Origin of the sequence: Vreelandella sp. F11, assembly GCF_042466685.1 — a bacterium.
Classification (GTDB): Bacteria; Pseudomonadota; Gammaproteobacteria; order Pseudomonadales; family Halomonadaceae; genus Vreelandella.
Genome location: NZ_CP170448.1, coordinates 767,962 through 791,697 on the forward strand (window position 1 = coordinate 767,962; position 23,736 = coordinate 791,697).

17 protein-coding genes are annotated in these 23,736 nt (G+C 56.5%); 11 read left to right on the plus strand and 6 right to left on the minus strand.

The window, feature by feature from the left end; translation table 11 throughout:
• Positions 1 to 73: 73 nt before the first annotated feature.
• From ACFIOZ_RS03560 to csiR, 5 genes are all read right to left on the minus strand, one after another.
• Positions 74 to 1,012 (minus strand): sensor domain-containing diguanylate cyclase, encoded by a 939-nt coding sequence (locus ACFIOZ_RS03560; RefSeq protein ID WP_386082332.1) that lies wholly within the window; start codon positions 1,010 to 1,012, stop codon positions 74 to 76.
• Complete coding sequence (locus ACFIOZ_RS03565; protein ID WP_386082333.1) at positions 999 to 1,808, minus strand: EAL domain-containing protein; 810 nt, start codon at positions 1,806 to 1,808, stop codon at positions 999 to 1,001. Before ACFIOZ_RS03565 ends, ACFIOZ_RS03560 begins: the two co-directional genes overlap by 14 nt.
• A 262-nt stretch (positions 1,809 to 2,070) precedes the next feature.
• Complete coding sequence (locus tag ACFIOZ_RS03570; RefSeq protein WP_386082334.1) at positions 2,071 to 3,285, minus strand: CaiB/BaiF CoA transferase family protein; 1,215 nt, start codon at positions 3,283 to 3,285, stop codon at positions 2,071 to 2,073.
• 46 nt (positions 3,286 to 3,331) lie between these two features.
• Positions 3,332 to 4,510, minus strand: a complete 1,179-nt coding sequence (locus ACFIOZ_RS03575; RefSeq protein WP_035576748.1) for an acyl-CoA dehydrogenase — start codon at positions 4,508 to 4,510, stop codon at positions 3,332 to 3,334.
• Positions 4,511 to 4,613: 103 nt separating this feature from the next.
• Positions 4,614 to 5,333 carry a DNA-binding transcriptional regulator CsiR gene (csiR, locus tag ACFIOZ_RS03580; RefSeq protein WP_386082335.1) on the minus strand — a complete coding sequence of 240 codons (720 nt, stop codon included), beginning with the start codon at positions 5,331 to 5,333 and terminating at the stop codon, positions 4,614 to 4,616.
• Positions 5,334 to 5,656: 323 nt separating this feature from the next.
• Here csiR and ACFIOZ_RS03585 point away from each other — a divergent pair, with 323 nt between their 5' ends.
• From ACFIOZ_RS03585 to ACFIOZ_RS03595, 3 genes are read left to right on the plus strand one after another with little or no spacing between them, the layout of a single operon-like run.
• On the plus strand, positions 5,657 to 6,628 hold the full coding sequence (locus ACFIOZ_RS03585) for a TAXI family TRAP transporter solute-binding subunit (protein WP_386082336.1): 972 nt from the start codon (positions 5,657 to 5,659) through the stop codon (positions 6,626 to 6,628).
• Between the two features lie 28 nt (positions 6,629 to 6,656).
• Positions 6,657 to 7,169 carry a DUF1850 domain-containing protein gene (locus ACFIOZ_RS03590; RefSeq protein WP_386082337.1) on the plus strand — a complete coding sequence of 171 codons (513 nt, stop codon included), beginning with the start codon at positions 6,657 to 6,659 and terminating at the stop codon, positions 7,167 to 7,169.
• A 32-nt stretch (positions 7,170 to 7,201) separates the two neighbouring features.
• On the plus strand, positions 7,202 to 9,220 hold the full coding sequence (locus ACFIOZ_RS03595; protein ID WP_386082338.1) for a TRAP transporter permease: 2,019 nt from the start codon (positions 7,202 to 7,204) through the stop codon (positions 9,218 to 9,220).
• Between the two features lie 122 nt (positions 9,221 to 9,342).
• Here the strand turns inward: ACFIOZ_RS03595 and ACFIOZ_RS03600 are convergent, their stop codons facing one another.
• Positions 9,343 to 11,868, minus strand: a complete 2,526-nt coding sequence (locus tag ACFIOZ_RS03600) for a penicillin-binding protein 1A (RefSeq protein WP_386082339.1) — start codon at positions 11,866 to 11,868, stop codon at positions 9,343 to 9,345.
• Positions 11,869 to 12,070: 202 nt separating this feature from the next.
• Between ACFIOZ_RS03600 and pilM the strand changes: the two genes are divergently transcribed.
• From pilM to gltB, 8 genes are all read left to right on the plus strand, one after another.
• Complete coding sequence (gene pilM, locus ACFIOZ_RS03605; RefSeq protein ID WP_386082340.1) at positions 12,071 to 13,132, plus strand: type IV pilus assembly protein PilM; 1,062 nt, start codon at positions 12,071 to 12,073, stop codon at positions 13,130 to 13,132.
• 37 nt (positions 13,133 to 13,169) lie between these two features.
• On the plus strand, positions 13,170 to 13,742 hold the full coding sequence (locus ACFIOZ_RS03610) for a PilN domain-containing protein (protein ID WP_386082342.1): 573 nt from the start codon (positions 13,170 to 13,172) through the stop codon (positions 13,740 to 13,742).
• On the plus strand, positions 13,739 to 14,398 hold the full coding sequence (locus ACFIOZ_RS03615; RefSeq protein WP_386082343.1) for a type 4a pilus biogenesis protein PilO: 660 nt from the start codon (positions 13,739 to 13,741) through the stop codon (positions 14,396 to 14,398). The genes ACFIOZ_RS03610 and ACFIOZ_RS03615 overlap by 4 nt, the downstream gene beginning before the upstream one ends.
• Complete coding sequence (locus tag ACFIOZ_RS03620; RefSeq protein ID WP_386082344.1) at positions 14,395 to 14,961, plus strand: pilus assembly protein PilP; 567 nt, start codon at positions 14,395 to 14,397, stop codon at positions 14,959 to 14,961. The genes ACFIOZ_RS03615 and ACFIOZ_RS03620 overlap by 4 nt, the downstream gene beginning before the upstream one ends.
• 14 nt (positions 14,962 to 14,975) lie before the next feature.
• Positions 14,976 to 17,030 (plus strand): type IV pilus secretin PilQ, encoded by a 2,055-nt coding sequence (pilQ, locus tag ACFIOZ_RS03625; protein ID WP_386082345.1) that lies wholly within the window; start codon positions 14,976 to 14,978, stop codon positions 17,028 to 17,030.
• On the plus strand, positions 17,030 to 17,608 hold the full coding sequence (gene aroK, locus ACFIOZ_RS03630; RefSeq protein ID WP_386082346.1) for a shikimate kinase AroK: 579 nt from the start codon (positions 17,030 to 17,032) through the stop codon (positions 17,606 to 17,608). The genes pilQ and aroK overlap by 1 nt, the downstream gene beginning before the upstream one ends.
• Positions 17,605 to 18,723, plus strand: a complete 1,119-nt coding sequence (gene aroB, locus ACFIOZ_RS03635) for a 3-dehydroquinate synthase (RefSeq protein ID WP_386082348.1) — start codon at positions 17,605 to 17,607, stop codon at positions 18,721 to 18,723. Before aroK ends, aroB begins: the two co-directional genes overlap by 4 nt.
• 543 nt (positions 18,724 to 19,266) lie before the next feature.
• Complete coding sequence (gene gltB, locus ACFIOZ_RS03640; protein ID WP_386082349.1) at positions 19,267 to 23,709, plus strand: glutamate synthase large subunit; 4,443 nt, start codon at positions 19,267 to 19,269, stop codon at positions 23,707 to 23,709.
• The last annotated feature ends 27 nt before the right edge of the window (positions 23,710 to 23,736 follow it).

Sequence of the window (23,736 nt, forward strand, 5' to 3'; positions counted from 1 at the left end):
CTTTCAGCATAGTACTTACAAGAGTAGTACCTACAAGAATCGTACTTACAAGCATAGTGCTTAATAGCTTTGATTACATTGATGACGAGGCAATGACAACACGATTGCGCCCCGTTTGTTTAGCTTGATACATAGCTTTATCGGCACGATCAAGTAGCCTTGAGCCCGAGCCATCAGCGTAGCTGGCGATCCCGGAGGAGAGCGTTACCGTTAATTGATGCTCGGTAAAGGTTGGTTGCGCCACGCTTTCACGAACGCGTTCCATACCCAGATAGGCCTCTTGGGCGTTTACGCCCGGCATAATGATCAAAAATTCTTCACCACCTAGACGAATATGCAAATCGGTGTCTCGCAGTATGTCGCTTACTAACGCGGTGATCTGCTGAAGAACGCTATCGCCCGCGCTATGCCCATAGGTATCGTTTAGGGTCTTAAAGTCATCCAGGTCATACATGGCGATACTGAAGGGCGTCCCATAACGTTTAAAGCGCTGAATTTCTTCATCCAGACGCTGCAAGCCGGCACGACGATTGAGCAGCTCGGTAAGTTCATCGTGATGGGCAAGATGATCTAGGCGTTCATTGGCCTGCTTCAGCCGCTCTTCGAGCTGCTTGCGCTGGGTAATGTCGATTATAAAAGTGACTTTACGCGGCTCTCCATCGTCAGCTTCGATGCGCGCAGCTTCGGCGATAACGGTGCGCCTCTCGCCGCTTTTAACGACTACGTCCCACTCTTGGCGCAGTTCCTGGCTCTCGTTGCCTCGCATGAATTCGTCATGCAGGGCCGATAAAATCGCCCGGTTCTCTTTTGGGACGACTTGGGTAAAGTGCTGGCCTAAAAGTTCTTCTTGCTGGTAGCCATAAAACTCACAATACGCGGGATTGACCATTTCAAAGTGGCCAGAAGGGGTCGTGATACAGATTCCAATCGGCGCCGCTTTGATAACGTTTTCGGTATTGCGCTTTGAGCGGTTAAACAACTTGTAAAGTTGGTCGGGGCTAATCTCTTTCATTCACCGCTCCTGAACTACTTTCTGCTTCACTTTTTAAGCCCACTAATAGGGGAGTGATGTCGGCGCCCAAGGAATTAATCGCGGGTTTGGCGAAATAGAATCCCTGCTGACGAACAATACCGGCGCGGGTCAGCCATAAAGCTTCAGCGCGGGTCTCCACACCTTCGGCAATCAACGTTGTACCCAGTTCTTGTGCCAGTAATATAATCGCGTTTAACAGCGCTTGGCGGCGACAATCGCTATCGCAGTTCATCACCAGTTCACGGTCGATTTTGAGCTTGTCCGGCGTTAAATCGGTGAGTAAGTCCAAATTCGCGTAGCCATTGCCAAAGTCGTCGAGCGCCGTTTTGAAGCCCATGGAGCGGTAAGCATCAATAATATTGCGTAGGTGCTGCCGGTCACGGACGCGTTCGGTTTCGGTAATCTCAAAAATAAGTCGACGGGTGGGCCAGCCCACGCGCTTGGAAACGTCTAACGTCGCCTGAATACAGGCTTCCGGCTCATAAACGGCGTTGGGTAAGAAGTTGATCGACAGGTCGGTTTGCATATCCAGTGCGCTGGCCATTTCGATCGCTTTCACTCGGCAGGCTTGGTCAAAGCGATACAGCAAATCATCCGTGACTTGTGAAATAACGCTCCAGGCGGATTCACCTTGTGGGCCACGCACCAGTGCTTCGTAGGCAACGATTTTCGCCAGCGTCAGATCCACAATGGGCTGAAAAGCCATGGTGAACTCGAAGGGCAAGTCGCCTTCACAGCGTTTGCAACGGTCATTAACGCGGGCACACTGGCTCATAGCTGCTCCTGGGTAGGGGATCGTATGTCGCTATTAATGTCATCATATGAGAAAGCATAATGCCTGAAGCCTAGATCGAAGCATTCAACGTTAAACAGCTTATATGTTGAGGTGTTTTTTGCACAGGTTTTGTATAGCTATTTGTTGTGACGTACCAACCAATTGCTCTTTGTCTACTGGCTCGCAACCCCGGCGGCACTTAACGGCATAAAAAAAGCGCCGGGTGAGGCGCTAAGGAGGGGAAAAGTAATTATTGGCGTTGCTAAATAATCCCAGCATCGCGAAGTGCTCTGCGCTGCTCGAGGGTAATGCCAAGTTCCTCTAGTACGCTTTCAGTGTGCTGGCCCAGATGGGGCGGTGCTGTGGTGGCACTCATCTGGGCGCCGTTAAAACGGATAGGGTTGGCGACCAGATCTACTTGACCCGCTTGATCGTGAGGCAGGGTCTGCTTAAGCCCCCGGGCTTTCACATGGGGGTCGTCAAACACCCGATCCAGCGTATTAATTGGCCCGCAGGGCACGCCAACGGCTTCAAAGGCGGCTAGCCACTCATCAGTGCTGCGCTGGGCTAATGCGGCTTCCAACTGCGGTACAAGAAGCGCGCGGTTATTAACTCTAGCGCCGTTGGTGGCAAAGCGGGGATCCTCGGCCAACGCCGGTAGCGAAAGCACAGCGCAAAAACGCTTGAACTGTTCGTCGTTGCCAACGGCCATAATCATATGGCCATCCTGGGTGGCAAACGCCTGGTAAGGCACGATATTCGGGTGGGCGTTACCCAGCCGTTGGGGGACATTGCCCGAGGTTAGGTAGTTGAGCGCCTGGTTGGCGAGTACCCCCACCTGAACATCCATTAATGCCATATCAATATGGCAGCCCTCACCGCTATCGCGGCGCTGATAAAGCGCTGCCAATACTGCATTGGCGGCATACAGGCCGGTGAAAATATCGGTAAAGGCGACGCCGCTTTTTATTGGGCCACCACCGGGCTCGCTATCGGGTTTACCGGTTAGGCTCATGATCCCGCCCATGGCTTGGATCATAAAGTCGTAACCAGCGCGATGAGCGTAGGGGCTCTCCTGGCCAAAACCGGTAATCGAGCAGTAGATCAGCCTGGGGTTAAGCGCCTTTAAGCTGGCGTAATCCAGACCGTAGCGTTTCAGGCCGCCGACCTTGAAGTTCTCTATCAACACATCTGATTGAGCGACCAACTGTTTAATCACCGCTTGGCCTTCGGGCTTGGCCATATCAACGGTTACCGAGCGTTTACCCCGATTAGCGCATAGGTAATAGGCCGACTCTTCGCTGCCCGCGAGCCACGGAGGCCCCCAGTGGCGAGTGTCATCGCCGCTACCGGGGCGCTCAACCTTAATTACGTCCGCCCCCATGTCCGCAAGCATTTGTCCGCACCAAGGCCCGGCCAGCACCCGGGAAATATCGAGTACTTTAATACCGGCCAGTGGTTTGGTTAGCTCGCTCATAGAGGCTCCGTTAATAAGTGACAAGTGGTCAAGCAAGATGCGGTGATTAAAAGAACGACTGAATGCCGGTCTGCGCGCGACCCAGAATCAGCGCGTGCACGTCGTGGGTGCCTTCGTAGGTATTCACCGACTCCAGGTTGACCATGTGGCGAATAACACCGTACTCATCAGAAACGCCGTTGCCGCCGTGCATATCCCGGGACTGGCGGGCGATATCCAGCGCTTTGCCACAGTTATTGCGCTTGATTAGCGAGACCATTTCCGGTGCCCAGTTGCCGCTATCCATCAAGCGACCTACCTGCAATGCGGCCTGCAGGCCCAGGGTGATCTCGGTCTGCATATCGGCGAGCTTTTTCTGAATCAGCTGGTTAGCAGCAAGCGGGCGGCCAAACTGCTTGCGGTCTAAGGTGTATTGACGCGCTGCGTGCCAGCAGAACTCCGCAGTGCCCATCACGCCCCAGGCGATGCCGTAACGCGCTTTGTTCAAACAGCCAAACGGGCCTTTAAGGCCGCTAACGTTGGGCAGCAGGTTCTCTTCGGGAACGAAGGCGTTATCCAGCACGATCTCACCGGTAATTGAGGCGCGTAGCGAAACTTTGCCTTCTATTTTGGGAGTGGTGAAGCCTTCGGTGCCGCGCTCGACGATGAAGCCTTTGATTTGGTTGTCGTGGGCCGCTGATTTCGCCCAGACCACGGCAATATCAGCAATCGGGCTGTTGGTGATCCACATTTTGGCGCCGGTCAGGCGGTAGCCGCCGTCGACTTTTTCCGCCCGAGTAATCATGTTGCCGGGGTCGGAGCCGTGATCGGGCTCGGTTAAACCAAAGCAGCCGACCATCTCGCCGCTGGCAAGCTTGGGCAGGAATTTCTGTTTCTGCTCTTCAGAACCGTAAGTCTCGATGGGGTACATCACCAGCGATGACTGCACGCTCATGGCGGAGCGATAGCCGGAGTCCACGCGCTCGACTTCACGGGCAATCAAACCGTAAGCGACATGGTTAACGCCTGCACCGCCATACTCGGGGGATACGGTGGCGCCGAGCAGACCAAGCTCGCCCATTTCGGTCATGATCTCGCGGTCGAAACGCTCTTCACGGAAGGCGGTCAGTACGCGGGGCTGCAGGTTTTCCTGGCAGTAGTCGTAGGCCGCATCACGAATCTGGCGCTCTTCATCGGTGAGCTGTTGTTCCAGAAGTAGCGGGTCGTCCCAGTTGAAATGCGTCATGGCGTGGATTCCTCGGAAAGTGGTTAGGAATAGAGGCAAAATAGCTTGCAGTCAATGTATCGCCGTTTTTTAAAAATATCTACATTTTTTTAAAACGAAGAATTTAACTGATGCCTCGTGCTTCGAGGACACGAGTGATAATCGGTACTGGGGTCATCAAATGATCGCGCATTAAGGTGTCAGCCTGCGCAGTGTCACGAGCCAGAATGACATCCACCAGGGCGGCATGCTCCTGGCGTTTAAGCTCTAACGCTTTAGACGACATCACCGTTTCCTGGAGCCACAGGTGGCGGTAGCGCTCCACCTGATCAAACAGAGTATTGCGCATTTGCAACAGGTGAGGGGAGTTGCAGCCGCTGGCAATGGCGGTATGGAACGCTTTGTGGCGCTGATCCCAGATATCTAGCAGGTCGTCGGGTGTGTTGATGTCGGTGACCTTGGCCAGCCGATGCGCGGTGGCCAGCACGGTGGCTTCCCAGTCATCGTCGCCGCGTTCGATAGCCAAGCGCAGGATCAGCCCTTCGAGCTGTGCGCGGGCGTCATAAATGTCGTTGAGCTCGGCCAGCGACATTGGCGCTACCCGGTAGCCGCGCTGACTAATGGCCACCACCAAGCGGTCAGCGACCAACTGTGAGAGTGCTTCCCGCAGTGGCCCGGTGCTGGCGCCGTACTGCTCTTTCAGACGGCTCATCAATAGCTTCTGTTCCGGCGCATAGCGGCCGCGAATAATGTCATGCTTAAGTTGACGGTAGGCGCTGATGGCGAGATTTTGCCGCGGCGCGTCTTTCTCCCGACTGGTTTCCGCTTTAAAACCGGGCTCCATAGCAGTGTGGCTCCTGTCCTGAATCAATAATAAAAGTGAGGCGGGGAATTGACGGTCATTATCAATAAATATTAACAATTTGGCACAGTGTAAGACATTTATGCAGCGTTTCATGATGTTAATACGTCGCTTTTTGACTCAACGGCTGGGCGGTCACGCCCCTGCAGCGCTGATAACCTCCTATTAGCATCTAACGCATTAGCCGTGCTAACTTCTCCTTCACCACTTCCGGTTGCCTGTTAGTGGCAAGCCGAAGCAGGGATTCAACACTTCCTTTATCGTCAACCATACCTATAAGTCCAAGCAGGACGGAGGAAACGCTCATGCGAACTCTACGCTCTCTATACACCACGGCAGCTGCCGCATCTGTGCTAGCGATCGCGCTTCCAGCAAGCGCTCAACAGCTCTCAATCGCGACGGGTGGTACCGGTGGCGTTTACTACCCTATCGGTGGTGGTTTTGCCGAAATGATCAACAACCATATCGAAGGCGCTCAGGCGACCGCTGAAGTGACCGGTGCCTCGGTTGAGAACATGGGCCTGATCATGCGCGGCGATGCGGACCTTGCCCTGGCACTGGCCGATACGGTCTATCAAGCCTACAACGGCACGGATGACTTTGAAGGACGCCAGGTTGAAAACATCCGTGCGCTCGCCTCGGTTTACCCCAACGCGGTACAGCTGGTCACGCTGGCCGAGTCGGATATCGAAACGATTGCTGATCTGGCAGGCAAGCGCGTCTCCGTCGGTGCGCCGGGTAGCGGTACCGAGCTAAACGCTCGTGCTTTGCTGGAAGCCAATGGCATCAGCTATGAGGACTTCACACCCCAGCGCCTTAACTTCAACGAAACCGCTGATGCCATTCGCGATGGCGATATCGACGCCGGTTTCTGGAGCGTTGGGCCGCCGACCAGCTCGATTCTTAACCTGGCAGCAACACGCGATATTCGTCTGATTAGCTTGTCTGATGAAGAAGTGGCTAATGCTCAGGCTGAAGAGGAAGTGTTCGCCCCCTACGAGCTTGCCGCCGGTATGTATGACGGTATGGATGAAGCCGTACAGACCATCGGTATCCCCAACGTGCTCGTCGTTAACTCTGAGATGGACGAAGAGCTGGCATACCAGTTGACCCAACTGCTGTTCGAAAATACTGACGAACTGATTGCGGTTCACCCGGCGGCGAACGACACCACCGTTAAGTTCACCATGGACTCTACCCCGGTGCCGTTACACCCAGGTGCGTTGCGCTATTTCGAAGAAGTGGGTGCCGAAATCCCGGATCGTCTGCGTCCGTAATCGTTAAAGTGCATTGAAGGATATTGCCATGCAGTGGCAGCAACGACTGGTGGCGCTACTCATTGCATGTTGTCCGTTCGCCGAAGTGGGGGCCTCCCCCGCTTCGGCGTCTGCGTTTATGCGCTTAGCCGTGGTGACTGAGCAGGGCGACACTCTGGTGGATGCAGCGGTGCCTGCTGGCGGTCGCTGGTGTATCAAGTGGCAGCACTCCGTTGAGCATTTCACGGTGTTGGACTGCTATCGTAATGCGGCGGGTGTCATGCAACTGGAGCGTAGCCATCAACCCGACTTTGCCGCAGGGCTTGGGCATATTTTTGGCCGCGGCGAGCAGGTCTCTGACGGTGAAGGCGGTTACTGGATTAATGCCATTAACGAGCCTGTCACCAATAACCGGTATGTGTTGAGGGTAGGGGCACCTGCTGTCAATCATCGCGTGGTATGGCCAAATGGTGAACATGCGCCAGTAAGCCTAAGTGAGCACGCTGCTGGCCAGCGAGTGACCATTCAACTGATAGATCCTCACGCATCCCCGCGTGAATAAAAACGACATTAGTTAACGCTTCCGAGGACTTCATGAGCGAATCCAATCAACCGTCGAGCGTGGTGCCGGGCGGTAATGCGATTCAACCCCGCATGGTGCTGTGGTCGATCACCATTGTGGCGGTGGGTCTTTCCCTGTTCCAACTCTATTCAGCTGGCATTCAGCCCTTAGGGCTTTTTTATCAGCGCAGTATTCACCTGGCATTGATCATGGTGCTGGCTTTTTTAATGTTTCCAGCCTTCGGCCCCACCCGCAAGCGTGGTGTATTAGGCTGGGGGCTTGATCTGCTGTTTTTTGCTGGGGCTATCCTCACCGGTGGTTACTTAGTACTCAACCTGGATGCGATTTTTAGCCGTGCGGGATTCTGGAATGACACCGATATCCTGGTTGCCTGTATTGCCACGGTAACCGTACTGGAAGCCAGCCGCCGCGCGGTGGGGTTTGGTATGACCGTGATTGGCTTACTAGCGATTATCTACGCCTTTGCTGGCCCTCGGGGCGAGCTGCCTTGGCTTGGCGAGTGGATGCCGGGCATTCTGGAGCACCGCGGCTACTCCATTGACCGGGTCGCCGGTCAGCTCTACCTGGGTCAAGAGGGCATCTTTGGCCTGCCGTTGGGGGTCGCGGCGACTTACATCTTTATCTTTGTGCTGTTTGGCGCTTTTTTGGAGTGCACTGGGGCGGGCAAGTTCTTTATCGATATGGCCTATGCGGCGACCGGTCGCCAGCGCGGCGGGCCAGCTAAAGCAGCGGTATTAGCCTCGGCGGGTATGGGGTCGATTTCTGGCAGTGCGATTGCCAACGTGGTCACCACCGGTGCCTTTACCATTCCGCTGATGAAGCGGCTAGGCTACAAGGCCAAGCAGGCAGGCGGTATCGAAGCTGCTGCCTCCACCGGCGGGCAGATTATGCCGCCGCTGATGGGGGCCGGGGCATTCTTGATCGCTGAGTACACCAATACGCCGTACCTGGATATCGTTAAGGTCAGTATCCTGCCGGCGATCATGTATTTCGCTACGGTCTATCTGTTTGTGCATATCATTGCGCTTAAGCAAGGCATGCAGGGGCTGCCCAAGGATGAGCTGCCTCAGATGCGCCAGGTCATGAAGGATGGCTGGCACTTCCTGCTGCCGCTGGCCGTGCTGGTCTGGCTACTGGCGATGAGCATGTCGCCCATGCGGGTAGGCTACTATGCGGTGGTGACCATCCTGGCAGTGGCGGTATTGCGCTATGTGCTGTGGTTCTTCTTTGTAGCGCCGCGGCAGGGGCAGCCGGTGACCGCGTCGGCCGTTAAAGATGTGGTGCGTACAGGTTTTGCCAAGCTGATCGAGGGCTTGGAGCTTGGTGCCCGTAACGCGGTAGCGGTTTCTATGGCCTGTGCGGTCGCCGGAATTATTGTCGGCGTAGTTGGGCTGACCGGATTAGGGCTTAAGTTCTCCTCCATGATGCTGGCGTTCTCCGGCGGCAACCTGGTGTTGGCGCTGGTGATGGTGCTGTTGGCCAGCCTGGTGCTGGGGATGGGACTGCCCGTTACCGCCAGCTATATCGTGCTTATTGTCCTCGTCGGGCCTGCATTGACTGCCGAGTTTGGTGTGCCGCTACTGGTCGCCCACTTGGTGGTGTTCTGGTACTCCCAGGACTCCAACGTGACGCCGCCCATCGCCTTGGCAGGCTTTGCCGGGGCGGCGATTGCGGGTAGTAAGCCGATGGAAACCAGCTTTCAGGCGTGGAAGTTTGCTAAAGGCCTCTACTTGATTCCGCTGTTTATGGTCTTCAATCCCGAAATCATTATTGGCGGCCCCGTGCCGGTGGTGGTCTGGAACGGGGTGATCGCCATTCTGGCGTTAGGCGCCTTTGCCGCGGCGTTGGAGGGTTATCTGTTTACCAAAATGTCGTGGCTACCGCGTATTGCGATTACCGCCGCCATTTTTGGGGTGTTCTATCCTAACCTGATGACCGAAATTGCCGGGGTGGTGGTCATGATCGTGGCCATTGGCGCTAACTGGCTGGCCAGCAAGCGCGAAGCGCCTGCGACCCCCGTTAGCGGTTAAACGTTAGGCGATCCTACATACCGACCAAAGGTAGCCAGTAAATAGAAAAGGCCCGGAGCGATAATCTCCGGGCCTTTTGCTTGGTGAGCCTTTTGTTTGGTGTGCTACGGGTTTTGGCTGGTTTAGAAGATCGACTCAGCGGTGCCTGAACCCTGAGAGCCACTGGCCTCTTCCAGCTCGCGACTAATGCGGCGCTGCTGATAATCCGGCAGGTGATCCTGATGGAACAGCTCGGTAATCCCGCCAGACTGGCCGTCCGCTAAGCGTTGGCCAGTGTCCGGATCCACACGGGCGGTAACAATCGTCGCGGGGCGTTCAGGCACGGCATTCGGGGTTCCTTCCAAGGCATCGCCCATGAACTCTACCCATATGGGGAGGGCGGCCTGAGCGCCATACTCAGAGATGGTTTCGTTGCTGTCTTTACCGACCCAGACCGTGGTCACTAGGTTGCTATTAAAGCCCGCAAACCAAGCGTCGCGCTGGCTGTTAGTGGTACCGGTTTTGCCGACGATATCTTCACGGTTAAGGCTCAGTGCGCCGCGGCCAGTACCCGAGGTGATTACGTCACGCAGCATATCACGCAGGATATACACAGCCGCCGGGTCGGCTACCCGTTTGGCAATTGGGTATTCGCGGCCATCGATTTCTACCGTTTCCTGATCTTCGGCACAGCTGGGACAAGCCACCTGCGGTGTGGCTTCGTCAATTACTTCTTTGTCATCGTCACGGGTTACCCGCTCAATGAACCAGGGTGATACCTGAAAACCACCATTGGCGAGTACCGCGTAAGCGTTGGTCATCTCCATGGGCGTTAAGCTTGCGCTGCCCAGCGCCAGGGATAAGCCACGAGGGAGCTGGCTGGGAGAGAAGCCGAAGCCTTCCAAAAAGTTAATTGTGTAATCCAGCCCCATGGTTTGCAGAACGCGAATAGTGACCAGGTTGCGCGAACGGGCAAGGGCCGGGCGTAAGCGCATGGGGCCTTGGAAGTCACGGCTGGAGTTGACCGGCCGCCACAGCGAGTTACTACCGTCGTCGAGTACCACGGGGGAATCGTTAACCACGCTGGCGGCGTTCATCTCACCCTCTGCAAGGGCCGCTAAGTAAATAAACGGTTTAAAGATTGAGCCCGATTGACGCCTTGCCTGTACTGCACGGTTGAATTTGCTGGCGTTAAAGTCGAAACCGCCCTGGAGTGCCAGGATAGCACCGGTTTGCGGGTCTTGAGCGACCAGCGAGCCTTCCGCATCCGGCTGCTGAGAGAGGCGTAGCGACCCGTCTTCATTCTCGACGACGCGGATCATATCGCCCCGTACGGCAATCTCCTCCGCCGAATTGGGCGCAGCTCCGCGGCTTCGCGGGCTTAGGTAAGGGCGAGCCCAGTTTAGACCTTCCCAGCCGATTGTCTGTAGACCATTGTCGCGAGTGAGTACCTGCATTTCGCGGCCGCTGCTCTCTACCACGATGGCGGGCTGGAGCAGGCCATAGTTGGGCGTGCGCTCAAGCACCTGCACCCAGTTACTGACGTCGCCATCGATGCCTTCGACTTCGGTCTGACTGCGCTGGGCGGCTTGGCGTGCGGTCTGACGAATCTCGGGTGACTCGGCAAGCTCCTCTTCAAGGCCTTGGGTGGCGGTTTGCTCTTGGGCTTCTACAAGGCTTGCAGCAATCTCACGCTGCTCCGGCCCGCGCCAGCCATGGCGCAGGTCGTAGGCCGTTAGCCCGTTGGCTAGCGCTTGGCGGGCAAAGGGCTGCAGCTCGCTATCAATAGTGGTGTAAATACGATAGCCGCCGGTGTAAGCCTCATCGCCGAAGCGCTCCACTGCATACTGACGCGCCATCTCGGAGATATAGGCGGCATCGACCTCTGCTTGGGTGTAGTGACGACGAGCCGTGACGGGTTCCTGAACGGCCGCTTGGTAGGTGGCGTCATCAATATGCCCCAGCTCGCGCATGCGGAAGAGGATCCAGTTGCGACGAATCAGCGAACGCTCTGAATTAGCCAGCGGGTTAAAGGCCGACGGTGCCTTAGGTAAACCGGCAATCATGGCCGTTTGTGCCAGGCTAAGCTCAGCAAGCGGTTTGTCGTAGTAGGTTTCAGCGGCGGCGGCGATACCGTAGGCGCGATTGCCCAGGAAAATCTTGTTCACGTAAAGCTCGAAGATTTGCTCTTTATCGAGTATCTGCTCCATTTGCAGCGCTAGCAGGATTTCGCGAATTTTGCGTGTAAACGTCTGATCGAGCGTCAACATATAGTTACGCGCAACCTGCATGGTAATCGTCGAGCCGCCGGATTGAATGTCGCCACTCATCGCCAGTTGAACCACGGCCCGCGCCAAGCCACGCGGGTCTACCCCAGCGTGGTCGAAGTAGCTGGCATCTTCGGCCGCGGTCAATGCGTCGATCATATCTTGTGGGATTTCGTCAAAGTTGATCGCCATACGGCGCTCTTCACCGAATTCGCCAATCAGCTTACCGTCCTGGGTAAAAATACGCAGCGGCGTGTGCAGCTCAAAGTCCTGCAGTTGGCGTACGTCTGGCAGGCCCGGCGCAAAGTAAATGGCGGCTCCCACTACGGCTAACACACTGGCACCGACCAACGACACGATGAGAAAAAACAGCGACACAATAAGGTTTCGAAGAAACGTCATGTACGGAGAGCACCCTGGGAAGAATGAAAAGATCGGCATCTAAACGGCCGTATCATGCAATTGGCAGCCATTATAGGAACCTGAGGCGGCGGCCACCAGTGTTGATATGCGCTAAGTTGCTTCACGTGTGACGTCACTAAAAATCATGTAACCTCAAACCACATGTGAAAACGGGTGAAAAGCAGGCGGAGCCAGACCCAGTATGCGCTTTCTAAAACCGGGTAAAGGGTTGATCGGCGTCGATATTACCTCGGCAAACGTCAAGCTGCTTGAGCTTAAACAGTGCCACGATAATTACCAAGTAGAAAGCTATGCCGTACGGCCACTGCGTGAAGGGGCGGTCGTGGAGCGCCGTATCCGCGATATTGATGACGTGGCCAGTGTGCTTAGCCGCGCCGTGGAGCACGCCAAACCCTCTACCCGTAAAGCGGCGGTGGCTGTTCCCGCCAGTGCCGCGATTACCAAAACGCTGAGCTTCCCCATCGGGTTAAGTGAAGAGGAGATTGAAGAACATATCGTGGCCGAGTCTGACCGCCATATTCCGTTTCCGTTCAATGAAGTGGTATTTGATTTTGAGTGCCTTGGCCCCGCCCCCTTTGACGATGAGCAGCAGCAGGTGGTGCTGGTCGCCTGTCGACAGCAGGATGTCACGCTGCTTACTGACACGCTCGAGCGAGCGGGCTTGGAACCCGTGGCAGTGGACGTGGAGACCTTTGCCATGGAGCGTTCGCTCGCCGAGCTGCGTCGCCAGCTAAACGTAGAGAAGGATTCCTCCGCCTGCGTTGGGTTGGTGGACATTGGTGCCAATATGAATGCCTTCCACGTCGTCCGTGATGGGCACATCGTTTATACCCGCGACACGGTGTTTGGCGGCCGCCAGCTCACCGATGCGATTCGCGACCATTATGACTTAAGCATGGAGGAGGCGGGCTTCGCCAAAAAGCGCGGCGGACTACCCGACGATTACCATGAGCGTGTACTTACCCCTTTTCTGGAAACCGTGGTGCAGCAGGTGGGGCGCTCCCTGCAGCTTTACTACACCGCCGGGCGTCAGCAAGAGGTGAAGCACATTGTACTGGCGGGTGGATCGAGCGTGATTCCCGGGCTTGCCGAGCGCATTGCTGAAGATAGCGGTATGTCGGTGACCATTGCCAACCCCTTCCAGCGCATGCGGGTGAATAAGCGCTTAAATCTTCAGGCGTTAACCAACGATGCCCCGGCGATGCTCACCGCGGGTGGCTTGGCGATGAGGGTGAGTCAATGAGGCTGAGCAATGAGAGTTAGCCAATGAGAGTTAACCAATGAGCATGACGATTAACCTGCTGCCCTGGCGGGAAGCGCAGCGTGAACGGCGCACCCGCAAATTCTACGCCGTGGTGGCGGGCATGCTGGTGCTTGGCGTCGTTTTGGGGTTGCTTGTCTCGTATGTGTATCAGCTCAAGCTGGCCGCCCAACAGCAGCGTAATGCCACTATTAGTGACCATATCGAGCGTCTTAATGCCGATATTGATGATGTCTCACACTTCGTTAGCGCTGCGCAACGGCTAGGTGAGCAGATCGCCGTTTTTCAGGCGCTGCAGGCTGAACGAACGAATACGGTGCAGCTATTTAACGATGTGGCGGAGAGTGTGGCCAATGGCGTCATTTATCAACGCTTAGCGAAAAATGGTAGTAGCGTGAGCGTCACCGCGGTGGCGGGCAGCGATCGCCAGGTTTCCGAACAGCTGCGCCGGATTGCCGCGCTGCCGGGTTTAGGCGTGCCCTCGCTCTCAGCAGTAGAGAGTGAGCAAAATGGTTCAGGCCGGGTATTTAGTTTTGAAGTAGAGCAACTCATCACTCCGTTGCCGCAAAGTGTCGAGGAGGCGCTTCCATGACGCTTAACCGCGCGCAGTGGGCTATCGAGTGGCAGCGCCTGCGCGATGTTGACTGGCGGGATCTAGACATCAAAGAGGCCGGCAGCTGGCCGTGGCTATTAAAGGTGTTGAGCTGCTGTCTGGCGCTGCTGGCCGCACTGAGTGTCATGATGTGGTTAGTGGTGAGCGAACAGCGCGAAGCTTTGATGGCCGCCCAGCGCCAAGAAGTAAGGCTATTGAGCGAATACCGCAGTAAAGCCTCTCAAGCGGCCTTGCTGCCGGAAATGCGCGAGCAACTGGCGACCCTGGAGGGGCAGGCGGGGCGTTTGCGTACCATGCTGCCTACCGATGCAGAAATCCCCTCGCTACTGGATAGCATTAGCGATGCCGCGGTTGATAACCGCCTCACCATTGAAACGATTCGGCTACGCCCAACGCAAACCCAGCCCCACTATGTCGAGCAGCCGCTGGATATAGAGGTGCGCGGTGGCTACCACCAACTGGCGCGCTTTAGTGCCGACATTGCCTCGCTGCCTCGTATGGTGACCCAGCACGATTTTACCTTGGAGCCCGTTGACGGTCGTGGGGACACGCTGCGGCTTTTGCTACTCGCGCGTACCTACCGCTATGTAGAGGAGAGCAAAGCCCCCTCCGGTGAGGGGGCGGATACGCCATGACCGCTAAACAAAAAACAGCGCCACCTCTAGTAAGGGCCGTCTCGGCTATCGCCCTGGTGTTGTCAGCGGCAGTGCTAACGGGCTGTGTAGATGCCGATTTAGCACAGCTAGAAGATACGTTGGCGGCCATTCGTCACTCCCCAGGGGAGCAACCGCCGGTTATGGCTGTGGCGCTGACCGAAAGCCAGGAGTTGAGCTACTTGTATAGCGACGGGCGTAGCCCCTTTTTGCCGCCAGAGGCGGTGACGCAGGTGGGCGCTAGTCGTCATGAGGGCGTTTTAGCACCTAACCCGCAGCGTACGCCAGAGCCGCTGGAGCGCTTCTCACTGCATGAGCTGCGATTGGTCGGTACCATACGTATGGGAGGGCGGCAGGTGGCATTGATTGCTTCTCCAGACGGCAACGTGACCAGCGTTAAAGAGGGCAGCTATCTGGGCACCGACTATGGGCGTATCGCCCAGATCAGTGCGCAGGAAATACGCGTTACCGAGCGGGTGTTTACCCCTCGTGAAGGGTGGCAGGAGCGACAAGTGTCGCTAGTCATTAACGAAAACAGCGAGTAAGCGGATATTAGCTCATGGCAGTTACAGCTTGGCGAATGACGTTCTACATGGCCATGGCCGCACTATTTTCACTATTGCCCTCATGGGCGGCTGCCTCGGTACTGACCGATATTGACGTTCAACCCGCCGAGAACGGTGGCACCCATCTTGATCTGCGCTTTACCGGCAGCGTTCCGGAACTGCGCAGCTACCGCTTGGACTCTCCACCCCGGGTGTCGCTGGATTTGGCGGCAACCCAGAGCGGGCTTGCTGATCGGCGCATCAAGGTTAATCGTCACGGTATCGAGCAAATTACCGCGCTGGAAGGTAATGGCCGTACGCGTTTGGTGATCAATCTCAGCGAGTCCCAGACGTTCACGTCACGCGTGCTGGGGGATCGTCTACGCATTACCTTTGCTGCCGACGCCAGCCGCTCGGCTAATGCTTCTCCCCTTATCGCTTCTGCGGGGCTTGAAATGGACGAAGGACCGCAGATTGAAAATATTGATTTTCGTCGCGGCCCGGATGGCGCCGGACGGTTGATCGTCACTTTTGATCGCGAAGGCGTCGAGGCCAACGTGCGGGAAAGCGGGCCTGATCAAGTGGTGGTGGAGCTGCTCGATGTGGCGATTCCAGACTCGCTAAACCAGGTCTACGATGTCACCGATTTCGCTACCCCCATCACACGGATTACGCCTCAAGCTAGCCAGGATGCCACCCTGCTAGCAATTGCTACCCAGGGTGCTTATGCGATGATCTCCTCGCAAAATGGTCGCATTCTGAGCGTAGAAGTGCAGCCGGCCAATCAGGAGGTACAATCCTCCCAGGCGACCGGCGAGCGCTTCACCGGCGAGCGCCTGAGCCTTAATTTTCAGGATATCGAAGTGCGCTCGGTGCTAGCGACGCTGGCTGAATTTACTGGGCTAAACTTGGTCGCCAGCGACAGCGTAACGGGGCGTGTAACGCTCAACTTAAATGATGTTCCCTGGGATCAAGCGCTGGCACTCATTCTGCAAAGTCAGCAGTTATCAAGCCGTGAACAGGGCAATGTGATTGTAGTGGCCCCCGCCAACGAGCTGGCCGAGCTGGAACGCCAGGAGCTAGAGGCGCGTAACCAGCGTGAAACGCTCTCACCGCTGGTCACCGAGTTTATCCAGATCAAGTACGCCCGGGCCGAAGATTTATCCCAGCTGCTGCGCGGGGACGACGGCTTTGGGCTACTGACTGAGCGCGGTCGGGTGAGCGTTGATAAACGCACTAATACACTGTTGGTGCAGGATACGGCTGACCAGGTGCGCGATATCATCCGCATCATAGACCGCCTGGACGTGGCCGTCCGTCAGGTGCAAATAGAGGCGCGCATTGTCATCGCCCGGGACACCGCTTCCCGCGAACTGGGAGTTAACTGGGGTGTGTCGAGCACCCGCGGCTTCCAAGAGGGGCAAGACGGTACCTTCAGGCGGCGCGATATCAACCCGGATGGTATTAACCGAGCGCAGGGAGGCTTGGCGGTGGATCTAGGCGCCGCCAAGGGTCCGGGCACCGGCTTTAGCTTTGGCTATTTATCCGGCGATATCCTGCTGGATCTGGAGCTGCGTGCACTGGAGAGCGAAGGGAAAAGCCAGACCATTTCACAGCCTAGAATTATCACTGCCAATCAACGTACCGCCAAAATTAGCCAGGGTGAAGAGCGCGCCTTCCAGAGTGTCGATGGCAACGACAATCCAGATACCGAGTTCAAAGAGGCCGTACTTTCGTTGGAAGTCACCCCGCAGATTACCCCGGATAACCGTATTATCATGGATCTGGTGATCAAAAATGATAGTTTCCGTGAATCGGAGTTTGGCGGTGAACCGCCGATTGACACCAATACAATTGAAACCCAAGTGCTGGTAGATAACGGCCAAACGGTGGTGTTAGGCGGAATTTTGACCACCGAAGAGCTGCGCCAAATCGCCAAAACACCGCTGTTGGGTGATATTCCTTTGCTCGGTAGACTGTTTCGCTATACCGAAGAGAGCAATGAAAAGGTAGAGTTGTTAGTCTTTATTACTCCACGACTCCTAGACGATGGCTTAACGGTTCGCTGATGCAGGATTTACCCAATTTATTTCTCATTGGCCCCATGGGGGCTGGCAAAAGCACTATTGGTCGCCTGTTGGCGGCCGAGCTTTCGCGCCCGTTTTACGACAGTGACCACGCCATCCAAGATCGCTGCGGGGCAGATATCCCGTGGATTTTTGATGTCGAGGGGGAGCAGGGCTTTCGCCTGCGGGAAATTCATATGATTGATGAGTTAACCCAGCTCTCTCCGGTGGTGGTCGCCACCGGCGGCGGTGCGGTGCTGCGCGAAGAGAATCGCCGCGCTCTGCGCGAGCGGGGCTCCGTGGTCTACCTGTTGACCACCGTCGACCAGCAGCTCAAACGGACGGCGAAAGATCGCAACCGGCCACTACTGCAGTGCGCCAATCGCGAGCAGGTGCTCAACGATATGTTTGCCCAGCGCGATCCGCTCTACCGCGCTACCTCGGATATTGCCGTGCGCACCGACCGGCGCAGCCCTCGGGCAGTGGTCAATGAAATCCTACGCCGGGTACAACGGCTGGTGGATCCCCTGGAGCCCTCATCCCCGTCGGCTGGAACGCTTAACCATAAGGTATCGCCATGATCTCGACAGCCAGTGCACAACGCACCCTTCACGTTGCTTTAGGCGAGCGCAGCTACCCTATCCATATTGGCACCGAGCTGATTGGCCGTGCCGAGATGCTAACGCCTTATCTGGCAGGCCAGCAGGTGATGGTGGTGACCAACGAGACCATCGCACCGCTCTACCTGGAAAAGCTCTGCGCCAGCTTGCCGGAGCATCTGGAAGTGCGCACGGTAGTGCTCCCCGATGGCGAACAGTATAAAACCATCGAGCAGGTCAACCGTATTTGGGATGCCCTGCTGGAGGCCGGTTTTAACCGGCGCTGCACGCTGGTCGCCCTGGGGGGCGGGGTAATTGGTGATATGGTTGGCTACGCTGCCGCTTCCTATCAGCGCGGTGTGGCGTTTATTCAGGTGCCCACTACGCTGCTTTCCCAGGTGGATTCGTCGGTGGGGGGAAAAACCGGCGTTAACCATCCGCTGGGTAAAAATATGATCGGCGCCTTCTGGCAGCCCAAAGCCGTATTGGTGGATATTGATACGCTGAAGAGTCTGCCGCGACGTGAACTCTCCGCTGGCCTCGCCGAAGTCATTAAGTACGGCTTGATTCGCGATGAAGCGTTTTTAAGCTGGTTGGAAGCCAATATGCCAGCGCTGCTTGATGTTGAACCCGACATAGTGGCAGAGGCGATTGCCCGCAGTTGCCAAATCAAAGCAGACATTGTTGCCGAAGATGAAACTGAGCAGGGCGTCCGCGCGCTGCTCAACCTGGGGCACACCTTTGGCCATGCCATTGAGGCCCACCAGGGCTACGGCAACTGGCTACACGGGGAAGCCGTGGGCGCAGGCATGGCCATGGCGGCAACGCTTTCCCGACGCTTGGGCTGGCTCACCGATGCAGCGCTAGCACGCAGCCTAGCGGTGATAGAGAGTGCCGAGCTACCGTTAGTGGCCCCGGCAAATATGACCAGCGATGACTTTTTAACCCGCATGCGCCTGGATAAGAAAAATATCGATACGCGGCTGCGCCTGGTACTGCTTAACGCATTAGGTGATGCCTGCATCAGCGATGCCACGCCCGTTAATATCCTTCGCACGCTGCTCGATGATTACCCGCGCCGCCAAGTGGCAAAGTAATCCTTTCACCAGCTAGTTATTTCAAAACTTACTCGTTTCAAAACTGGCCATTTCAAAACCTAGTCAGCTATATCCTACCCGCCCAATGGAGTACTCCTTGTAGAGAGGTTTCCATAGGGCGGTTTTTTTATTTGCTCGACGACTATCGTGAGCCTCTTTGTCGAACGCTGTTTCTATATAATCCGTATGCCTTATGCGCTATCGGCATGGGCGTGTGGGCGCTATTTAGACTAAAGTTTAATGGAAAATATAAAGCGTTAAAATAGCGTTTTATGTGATTACAAGTGTTTGAAGTATATGTATTTTTTCTTTGAATGAGAATGCAAATACAGGATTTGAAAAGAGTTTCTCTAACGATGTAGGCGCCAAGAGATTGCGCAAAGCCTGTGCCAATCGCTATGCTGACCGGCCATTTTGTTGCGGCAGCGAACGTGGGAAACACCCCATGCTGGCTAGGTTATAAGCACCATAAAAAAAGCAAAACCTACCTTTATACCACAAGCACGCTGCTAAAAAAATACGCTGACTAGTAGAGGCACGCCCATGAATAGAGGTCTTCACCAGCCTGGCGAGTTTCGCGATAACTGTGGTTTTGGCCTGATTGCCCATATGGAAGGCCAGGCTAGCCACGACTTGCTGAAAACTGCCATTGAATCCCTGACCTGCATGACCCACCGGGGCGGTATTGCTGCCGACGGCAAAACAGGCGACGGCTGCGGTCTGCTGCTTAAAATGCCTACTCCTTTTATGCAGGCGTTGGCCAAAGAGGCATTTGATGCCGAGCTGGGCGACCGCTTTGCCGTGGGCGTGGTATTTCTACCCAACGATGACGCCCGGGAAACACATGCTCGTGACACTCTGGCTCGCGAGCTGGAAGCGCGCGGCCTTAACGTGCTGGGCTGGCGCGATGTGCCGACTGATTCCAGTGTATGTGGCCCCATGGCGTTGGACTGTCTGCCGCGTATTCGTCAGCTATTTGTGCAGCCGGGCCAGGGCGAGCACTTCGACGTTGACCTCTTTATGGCCCGCCGCCGTGCCGAGCAGGCGCTGCGCGATGAAGAGGACTTCTACGTCGCTTCGCTGTCGTCAGAAGTGGTCTCCTATAAAGGCCTGGTAATGCCGGAAGACCTACCGGCGTTCTATCAGGACTTGAACGACCCGCGTCTGGAAACCGCTATCTGCGTTTTCCACCAGCGCTTCTCCACCAATACCGCACCGCGCTGGCCGCTGGCCCAGCCGTTCCGTCTGCTGGCCCACAATGGCGAGATCAACACCATTGAAGCCAACCGTGGCTGGGCAAACTCCCGCAAAGCCAACTTTGTTAACGACCGTCTGCCGGATATTGCCGAGCTGGACGAGATCGTTAACACCACCGGCTCTGACTCCTCCAGCATGGATAACATGCTGGAAGTGCTGCTCACCGGCGGCATGGAGCTACACCGCGCGGTACGCATGATGGTGCCGCCCGCCTGGCAGAACGTAGAGACCATGGACGCCGAACTGCGTGCCTTCTACGAATATAACTCTATGCATATGGAGCCATGGGATGGCCCCGCGGGTGTGGTGATGACCGACGGCCGCCAAGCGGTCTGTATGCTCGACCGTAACGGCCTGCGCCCGGCGCGCTGGGTAATTACCAAAAATGGCTATATCACCCTGGCCTCGGAAACGGGCACCTACGGCTATAAGCCGGAAGACGTCGTCGCCAAGGGGCGCGTTGGCCCTGGGCAAATGCTCGCTGTGGATACCCAGACTGGCGAAGTACTGCACACCTCCGATATCGATGAGCGGTTGAAATCTGCTTATCCCTATAAGCGTTGGTTGAAGCAGGAAGCCAACTATCTGGAGTCGGCGCTGACCGAACTGGCGCGTTTCCAAACCATGGATACCGATGCGCTCAACGTCCAGCAGAAGATGTTCCAGATTAGTTTTGAAGAGCGCGATCAGGTGCTGCGCCCGCTGGCGGAGAGCGGCCAGGAGGCCGTGGGCTCAATGGGTGACGATACGCCTATGGCGGTGCTGTCGAGCCGTCCGCGGCTGCTGACGGATTTCTTCCGTCAGAAATTTGCCCAGGTCACCAACCCGCCCATCGACCCGCTGCGCGAAGCGATCGTGATGTCGCTGGAAACCTGCTGTGGCGCGGAGCTTAACGTCTTCAAAGCGACACCGGAGCACGCGCACCGTTTGATTTTGACCACCCCAGTGCTGTCGCCACGCAAATTCACTGCGCTGGTCAGTCAGGATGATCCCGCCTTTGCCAGCTATACGCTGTCGTTGGGGTATGACCCCGAAGAGCAGAGCTTGCATCAGGCATTAAAGGCTTTATGTGAAGAGGCCGAAGCCCAAGTCCGCGCCGGTAAAGTTATTCTGGTGCTAACGGATGCGGAGTTGGCGAAAGGGCTGATTCCTATTCAAGCCGCCTTGGCGGTGGGCGCAGTTCACACGCATTTGGGCCGTTTGGCGCTACGCCCCAACGCCAATATCGTGGTAGAGACCGGCTACGCTCGCGATGCCCACCAGATGGCGGTGCTGTTTGGCGTGGGCGCTACGGCGGTGTATCCCTGGCTCGCCTATCAGGTCATGGCGGATATGCACCGCACCGGCGAACTGACCGGTAACCCGGCGGATGGTCGCGAAAACTACCGTAAAGGGCTGCAGAAAGGTCTCTTCAAGATCCTCTCGAAAATGGGTATCTCGACGCTGGCCTCCTACCGTGGCTCGATGCTGTTTGAAGCAGTGGGTTTGTCAGACGAAGTCATGGATCTATGTTTCGTAGGCATGGCGTCGCGCATTCAAGGGGCTGGCTTTGCCGAGCTTCAATTGCAGCAAACGCTGGTCGCTAAAGACGCCTGGATTCCCCGCAAGGGCATATCCCAGGGCGGCATGTTCAAGTATGTCCATGGCTATGAGTATCACGCCTATAACCCTGATGTGGTGATGTCACTACAGGCAGCGGTTCAGGAAGGCAGCTACACCAAGTGGAAGAAATTCGCCCAGTTGGTGAACGAGCGGCCGGTGGCCACGATTCGCGACCTGCTCAAGCTCAAACTGGCTGAAACGCCCATTGCGCTGGAGGAAGTAGAGCCGGTTGAAGATCTGCTGCCGCGCTTTGATAGCGCCGGTATGTCGCTGGGCGCGCTCTCGCCGGAAGCCCACGAAGCCCTGGCACAGGCCATGAACGAAGCGGGTGGTCGCTCCAACTCCGGTGAAGGTGGCGAAGACCCAGCCCGTTACGGCACGATTCGTAGCTCGAAAATCAAACAGATCGCCTCCGGTCGCTTTGGCGTTACCCCGGCGTACCTGGTCAATGCAGAAGTGCTGCAGATCAAAGTTGCCCAGGGAGCCAAGCCCGGCGAGGGTGGTCAGTTGCCCGGTGGTAAAGTGAATGAGCTGATTGCCCGGCTGCGCTATGCGGTGCCCGGCGTGACGCTGATTTCACCGCCGCCCCACCACGATATTTACTCTATCGAGGATTTGGCCCAGCTGATCTTTGACCTTAAACAGGTCAATCCGGATGCCCAGGTATCGGTGAAGCTGGTTTCTGAACCGGGGATCGGTACGATCGCCACCGGCGTGGCCAAAGCCTACGCCGACTTGATTACCGTCTCTGGCTACGACGGTGGTACGGCAGCCAGCCCGCTGACCTCAATCAAGCACGCCGGGTCGCCCTGGGAACTGGGGCTGCCAGAAGTGCACCAGGCGCTACGTATCAACGGCCTGCGTGACAAAATTCGCCTACAGACCGACGGCGGCCTGAAAACCGGCCTGGATGTAGTGAAAGCGGCGATTTTAGGCGCTGAGAGCTTCGGCTTTGGCACCGCGCCGATGGTGGCGCTGGGTTGTAAGTACCTGCGCATCTGTCACCTCAACAACTGCGCCACCGGTGTCGCCACTCAAGACGACTTCCTGCGTGGCGAGCACTTCCGCGGCACCGTGGATATGGTCAAAAACTACTTCCGCTTTATCGCCGAAGAAGTGCGCGAGCTGATGGCGGCGCTAGGCGTGCGCCAGCTCACCGACCTGATTGGGCGTACTGATCTGCTGGAAGTGTTGGAAGGTAATACGGCTTCACAGCGTAAGCTCGATCTAACGCCGCTGCTGGCCAATGATTTTGTACCCAAGGATGCGCCACAGTTCTGCAGGGTTAGCCGCAACGTGCCCCACGATCCGGGCGCTAAAAACCAGGAAGTCCTGGCGGCGCTAAAAGATGCCATCGAAAGCCAGTCAGGCGGTGAATTTAACTTCACCATCACCAACTGCGACCGCAGTGTGGGTGCGTTAACCTCTGGTGCGATCGCCAAGCGCTATGGTGAAGAGGGACTGGAAGCAGCGCCGGTCACCGCCAATTTTGTCGGTGTGGCAGGGCAGAGCTTTGGGGTGTGGAACGCCCGCGGCTTAAACCTCTACCTGGAAGGCGACGCCAACGACTACGTTGGTAAAGGTATGAACGGCGGCAGCATCGTGATTGTGCCGCCCAAAGTCAGTCAGTTTGAGAGCCATAAAACCGCCATTATCGGCAACACCTGCCTCTATGGCGCCACCGGCGGTACGCTATTTGCGGCCGGTACGGCGGGCGAGCGTTTTGGGGTGCGTAACTCTGGTGCATCAGCGGTCATTGAAGGCGCGGGTGACCACTGCTGCGAATATATGACCGGTGGTTTGGTCTGCGTACTCGGTGAAACAGGCGTGAACTTCGGTGCGGGCATGACCGGTGGGTTTGCCTATGTGTTGGATGAAGAGCGCACCTTCGTGGACAAGTACAACCACGAATTGGTCGAAATTCACCGCGTTAACACTGAAGCGATGGAGGCGTATCGTCGCCACCTGCGTGAAATGATCGAAGCCTACGTGGCAGCGACGGGTTCCGCGCGTGGGGCGGCTATTTTGGAAGACTTCAGCGACTATGCGCGCCACTTCTGGCTGGTGAAGCCAAAAGCGGCCAGCCTGGGTAGTTTGCTGGATCAGTCTCGGCGTCAGCCGCAATAACCCGCTTATGCCCCTCACGCTGACAGG

What these genes read in the sequence shown, in the direction of transcription:
- ACFIOZ_RS03595 (WP_386082338.1), top strand. Translation starts at nt 7,202, where the DNA reads ATGAGCGAATCCAATCAACCGTCGAGCGTGGTGCCGGGCGGTAATGCG.
- ACFIOZ_RS03600 (WP_386082339.1), bottom strand. Translation starts at nt 11,868, where the DNA reads ATGACGTTTCTTCGAAACCTTATTGTGTCGCTGTTTTTTCTCATCGTG.
- csiR (WP_386082335.1), bottom strand. Translation starts at nt 5,333, where the DNA reads ATGGAGCCCGGTTTTAAAGCGGAAACCAGTCGGGAGAAAGACGCGCCG.
- pilM (WP_386082340.1), top strand. Translation starts at nt 12,071, where the DNA reads ATGCGCTTTCTAAAACCGGGTAAAGGGTTGATCGGCGTCGATATTACC.
- ACFIOZ_RS03590 (WP_386082337.1), top strand. Translation starts at nt 6,657, where the DNA reads ATGCAGTGGCAGCAACGACTGGTGGCGCTACTCATTGCATGTTGTCCG.
- ACFIOZ_RS03570 (WP_386082334.1), bottom strand. Translation starts at nt 3,285, where the DNA reads ATGAGCGAGCTAACCAAACCACTGGCCGGTATTAAAGTACTCGATATT.
- aroK (WP_386082346.1), top strand. Translation starts at nt 17,030, where the DNA reads ATGCAGGATTTACCCAATTTATTTCTCATTGGCCCCATGGGGGCTGGC.
- ACFIOZ_RS03560 (WP_386082332.1), bottom strand. Translation starts at nt 1,012, where the DNA reads ATGAAAGAGATTAGCCCCGACCAACTTTACAAGTTGTTTAACCGCTCA.
- aroB (WP_386082348.1), top strand. Translation starts at nt 17,605, where the DNA reads ATGATCTCGACAGCCAGTGCACAACGCACCCTTCACGTTGCTTTAGGC.
- ACFIOZ_RS03620 (WP_386082344.1), top strand. Translation starts at nt 14,395, where the DNA reads ATGACCGCTAAACAAAAAACAGCGCCACCTCTAGTAAGGGCCGTCTCG.
- ACFIOZ_RS03565 (WP_386082333.1), bottom strand. Translation starts at nt 1,808, where the DNA reads ATGAGCCAGTGTGCCCGCGTTAATGACCGTTGCAAACGCTGTGAAGGC.
- ACFIOZ_RS03610 (WP_386082342.1), top strand. Translation starts at nt 13,170, where the DNA reads ATGAGCATGACGATTAACCTGCTGCCCTGGCGGGAAGCGCAGCGTGAA.
- pilQ (WP_386082345.1), top strand. Translation starts at nt 14,976, where the DNA reads ATGGCAGTTACAGCTTGGCGAATGACGTTCTACATGGCCATGGCCGCA.
- ACFIOZ_RS03615 (WP_386082343.1), top strand. Translation starts at nt 13,739, where the DNA reads ATGACGCTTAACCGCGCGCAGTGGGCTATCGAGTGGCAGCGCCTGCGC.
- ACFIOZ_RS03575 (WP_035576748.1), bottom strand. Translation starts at nt 4,510, where the DNA reads ATGACGCATTTCAACTGGGACGACCCGCTACTTCTGGAACAACAGCTC.
- ACFIOZ_RS03585 (WP_386082336.1), top strand. Translation starts at nt 5,657, where the DNA reads ATGCGAACTCTACGCTCTCTATACACCACGGCAGCTGCCGCATCTGTG.
- gltB (WP_386082349.1), top strand. Translation starts at nt 19,267, where the DNA reads ATGAATAGAGGTCTTCACCAGCCTGGCGAGTTTCGCGATAACTGTGGT.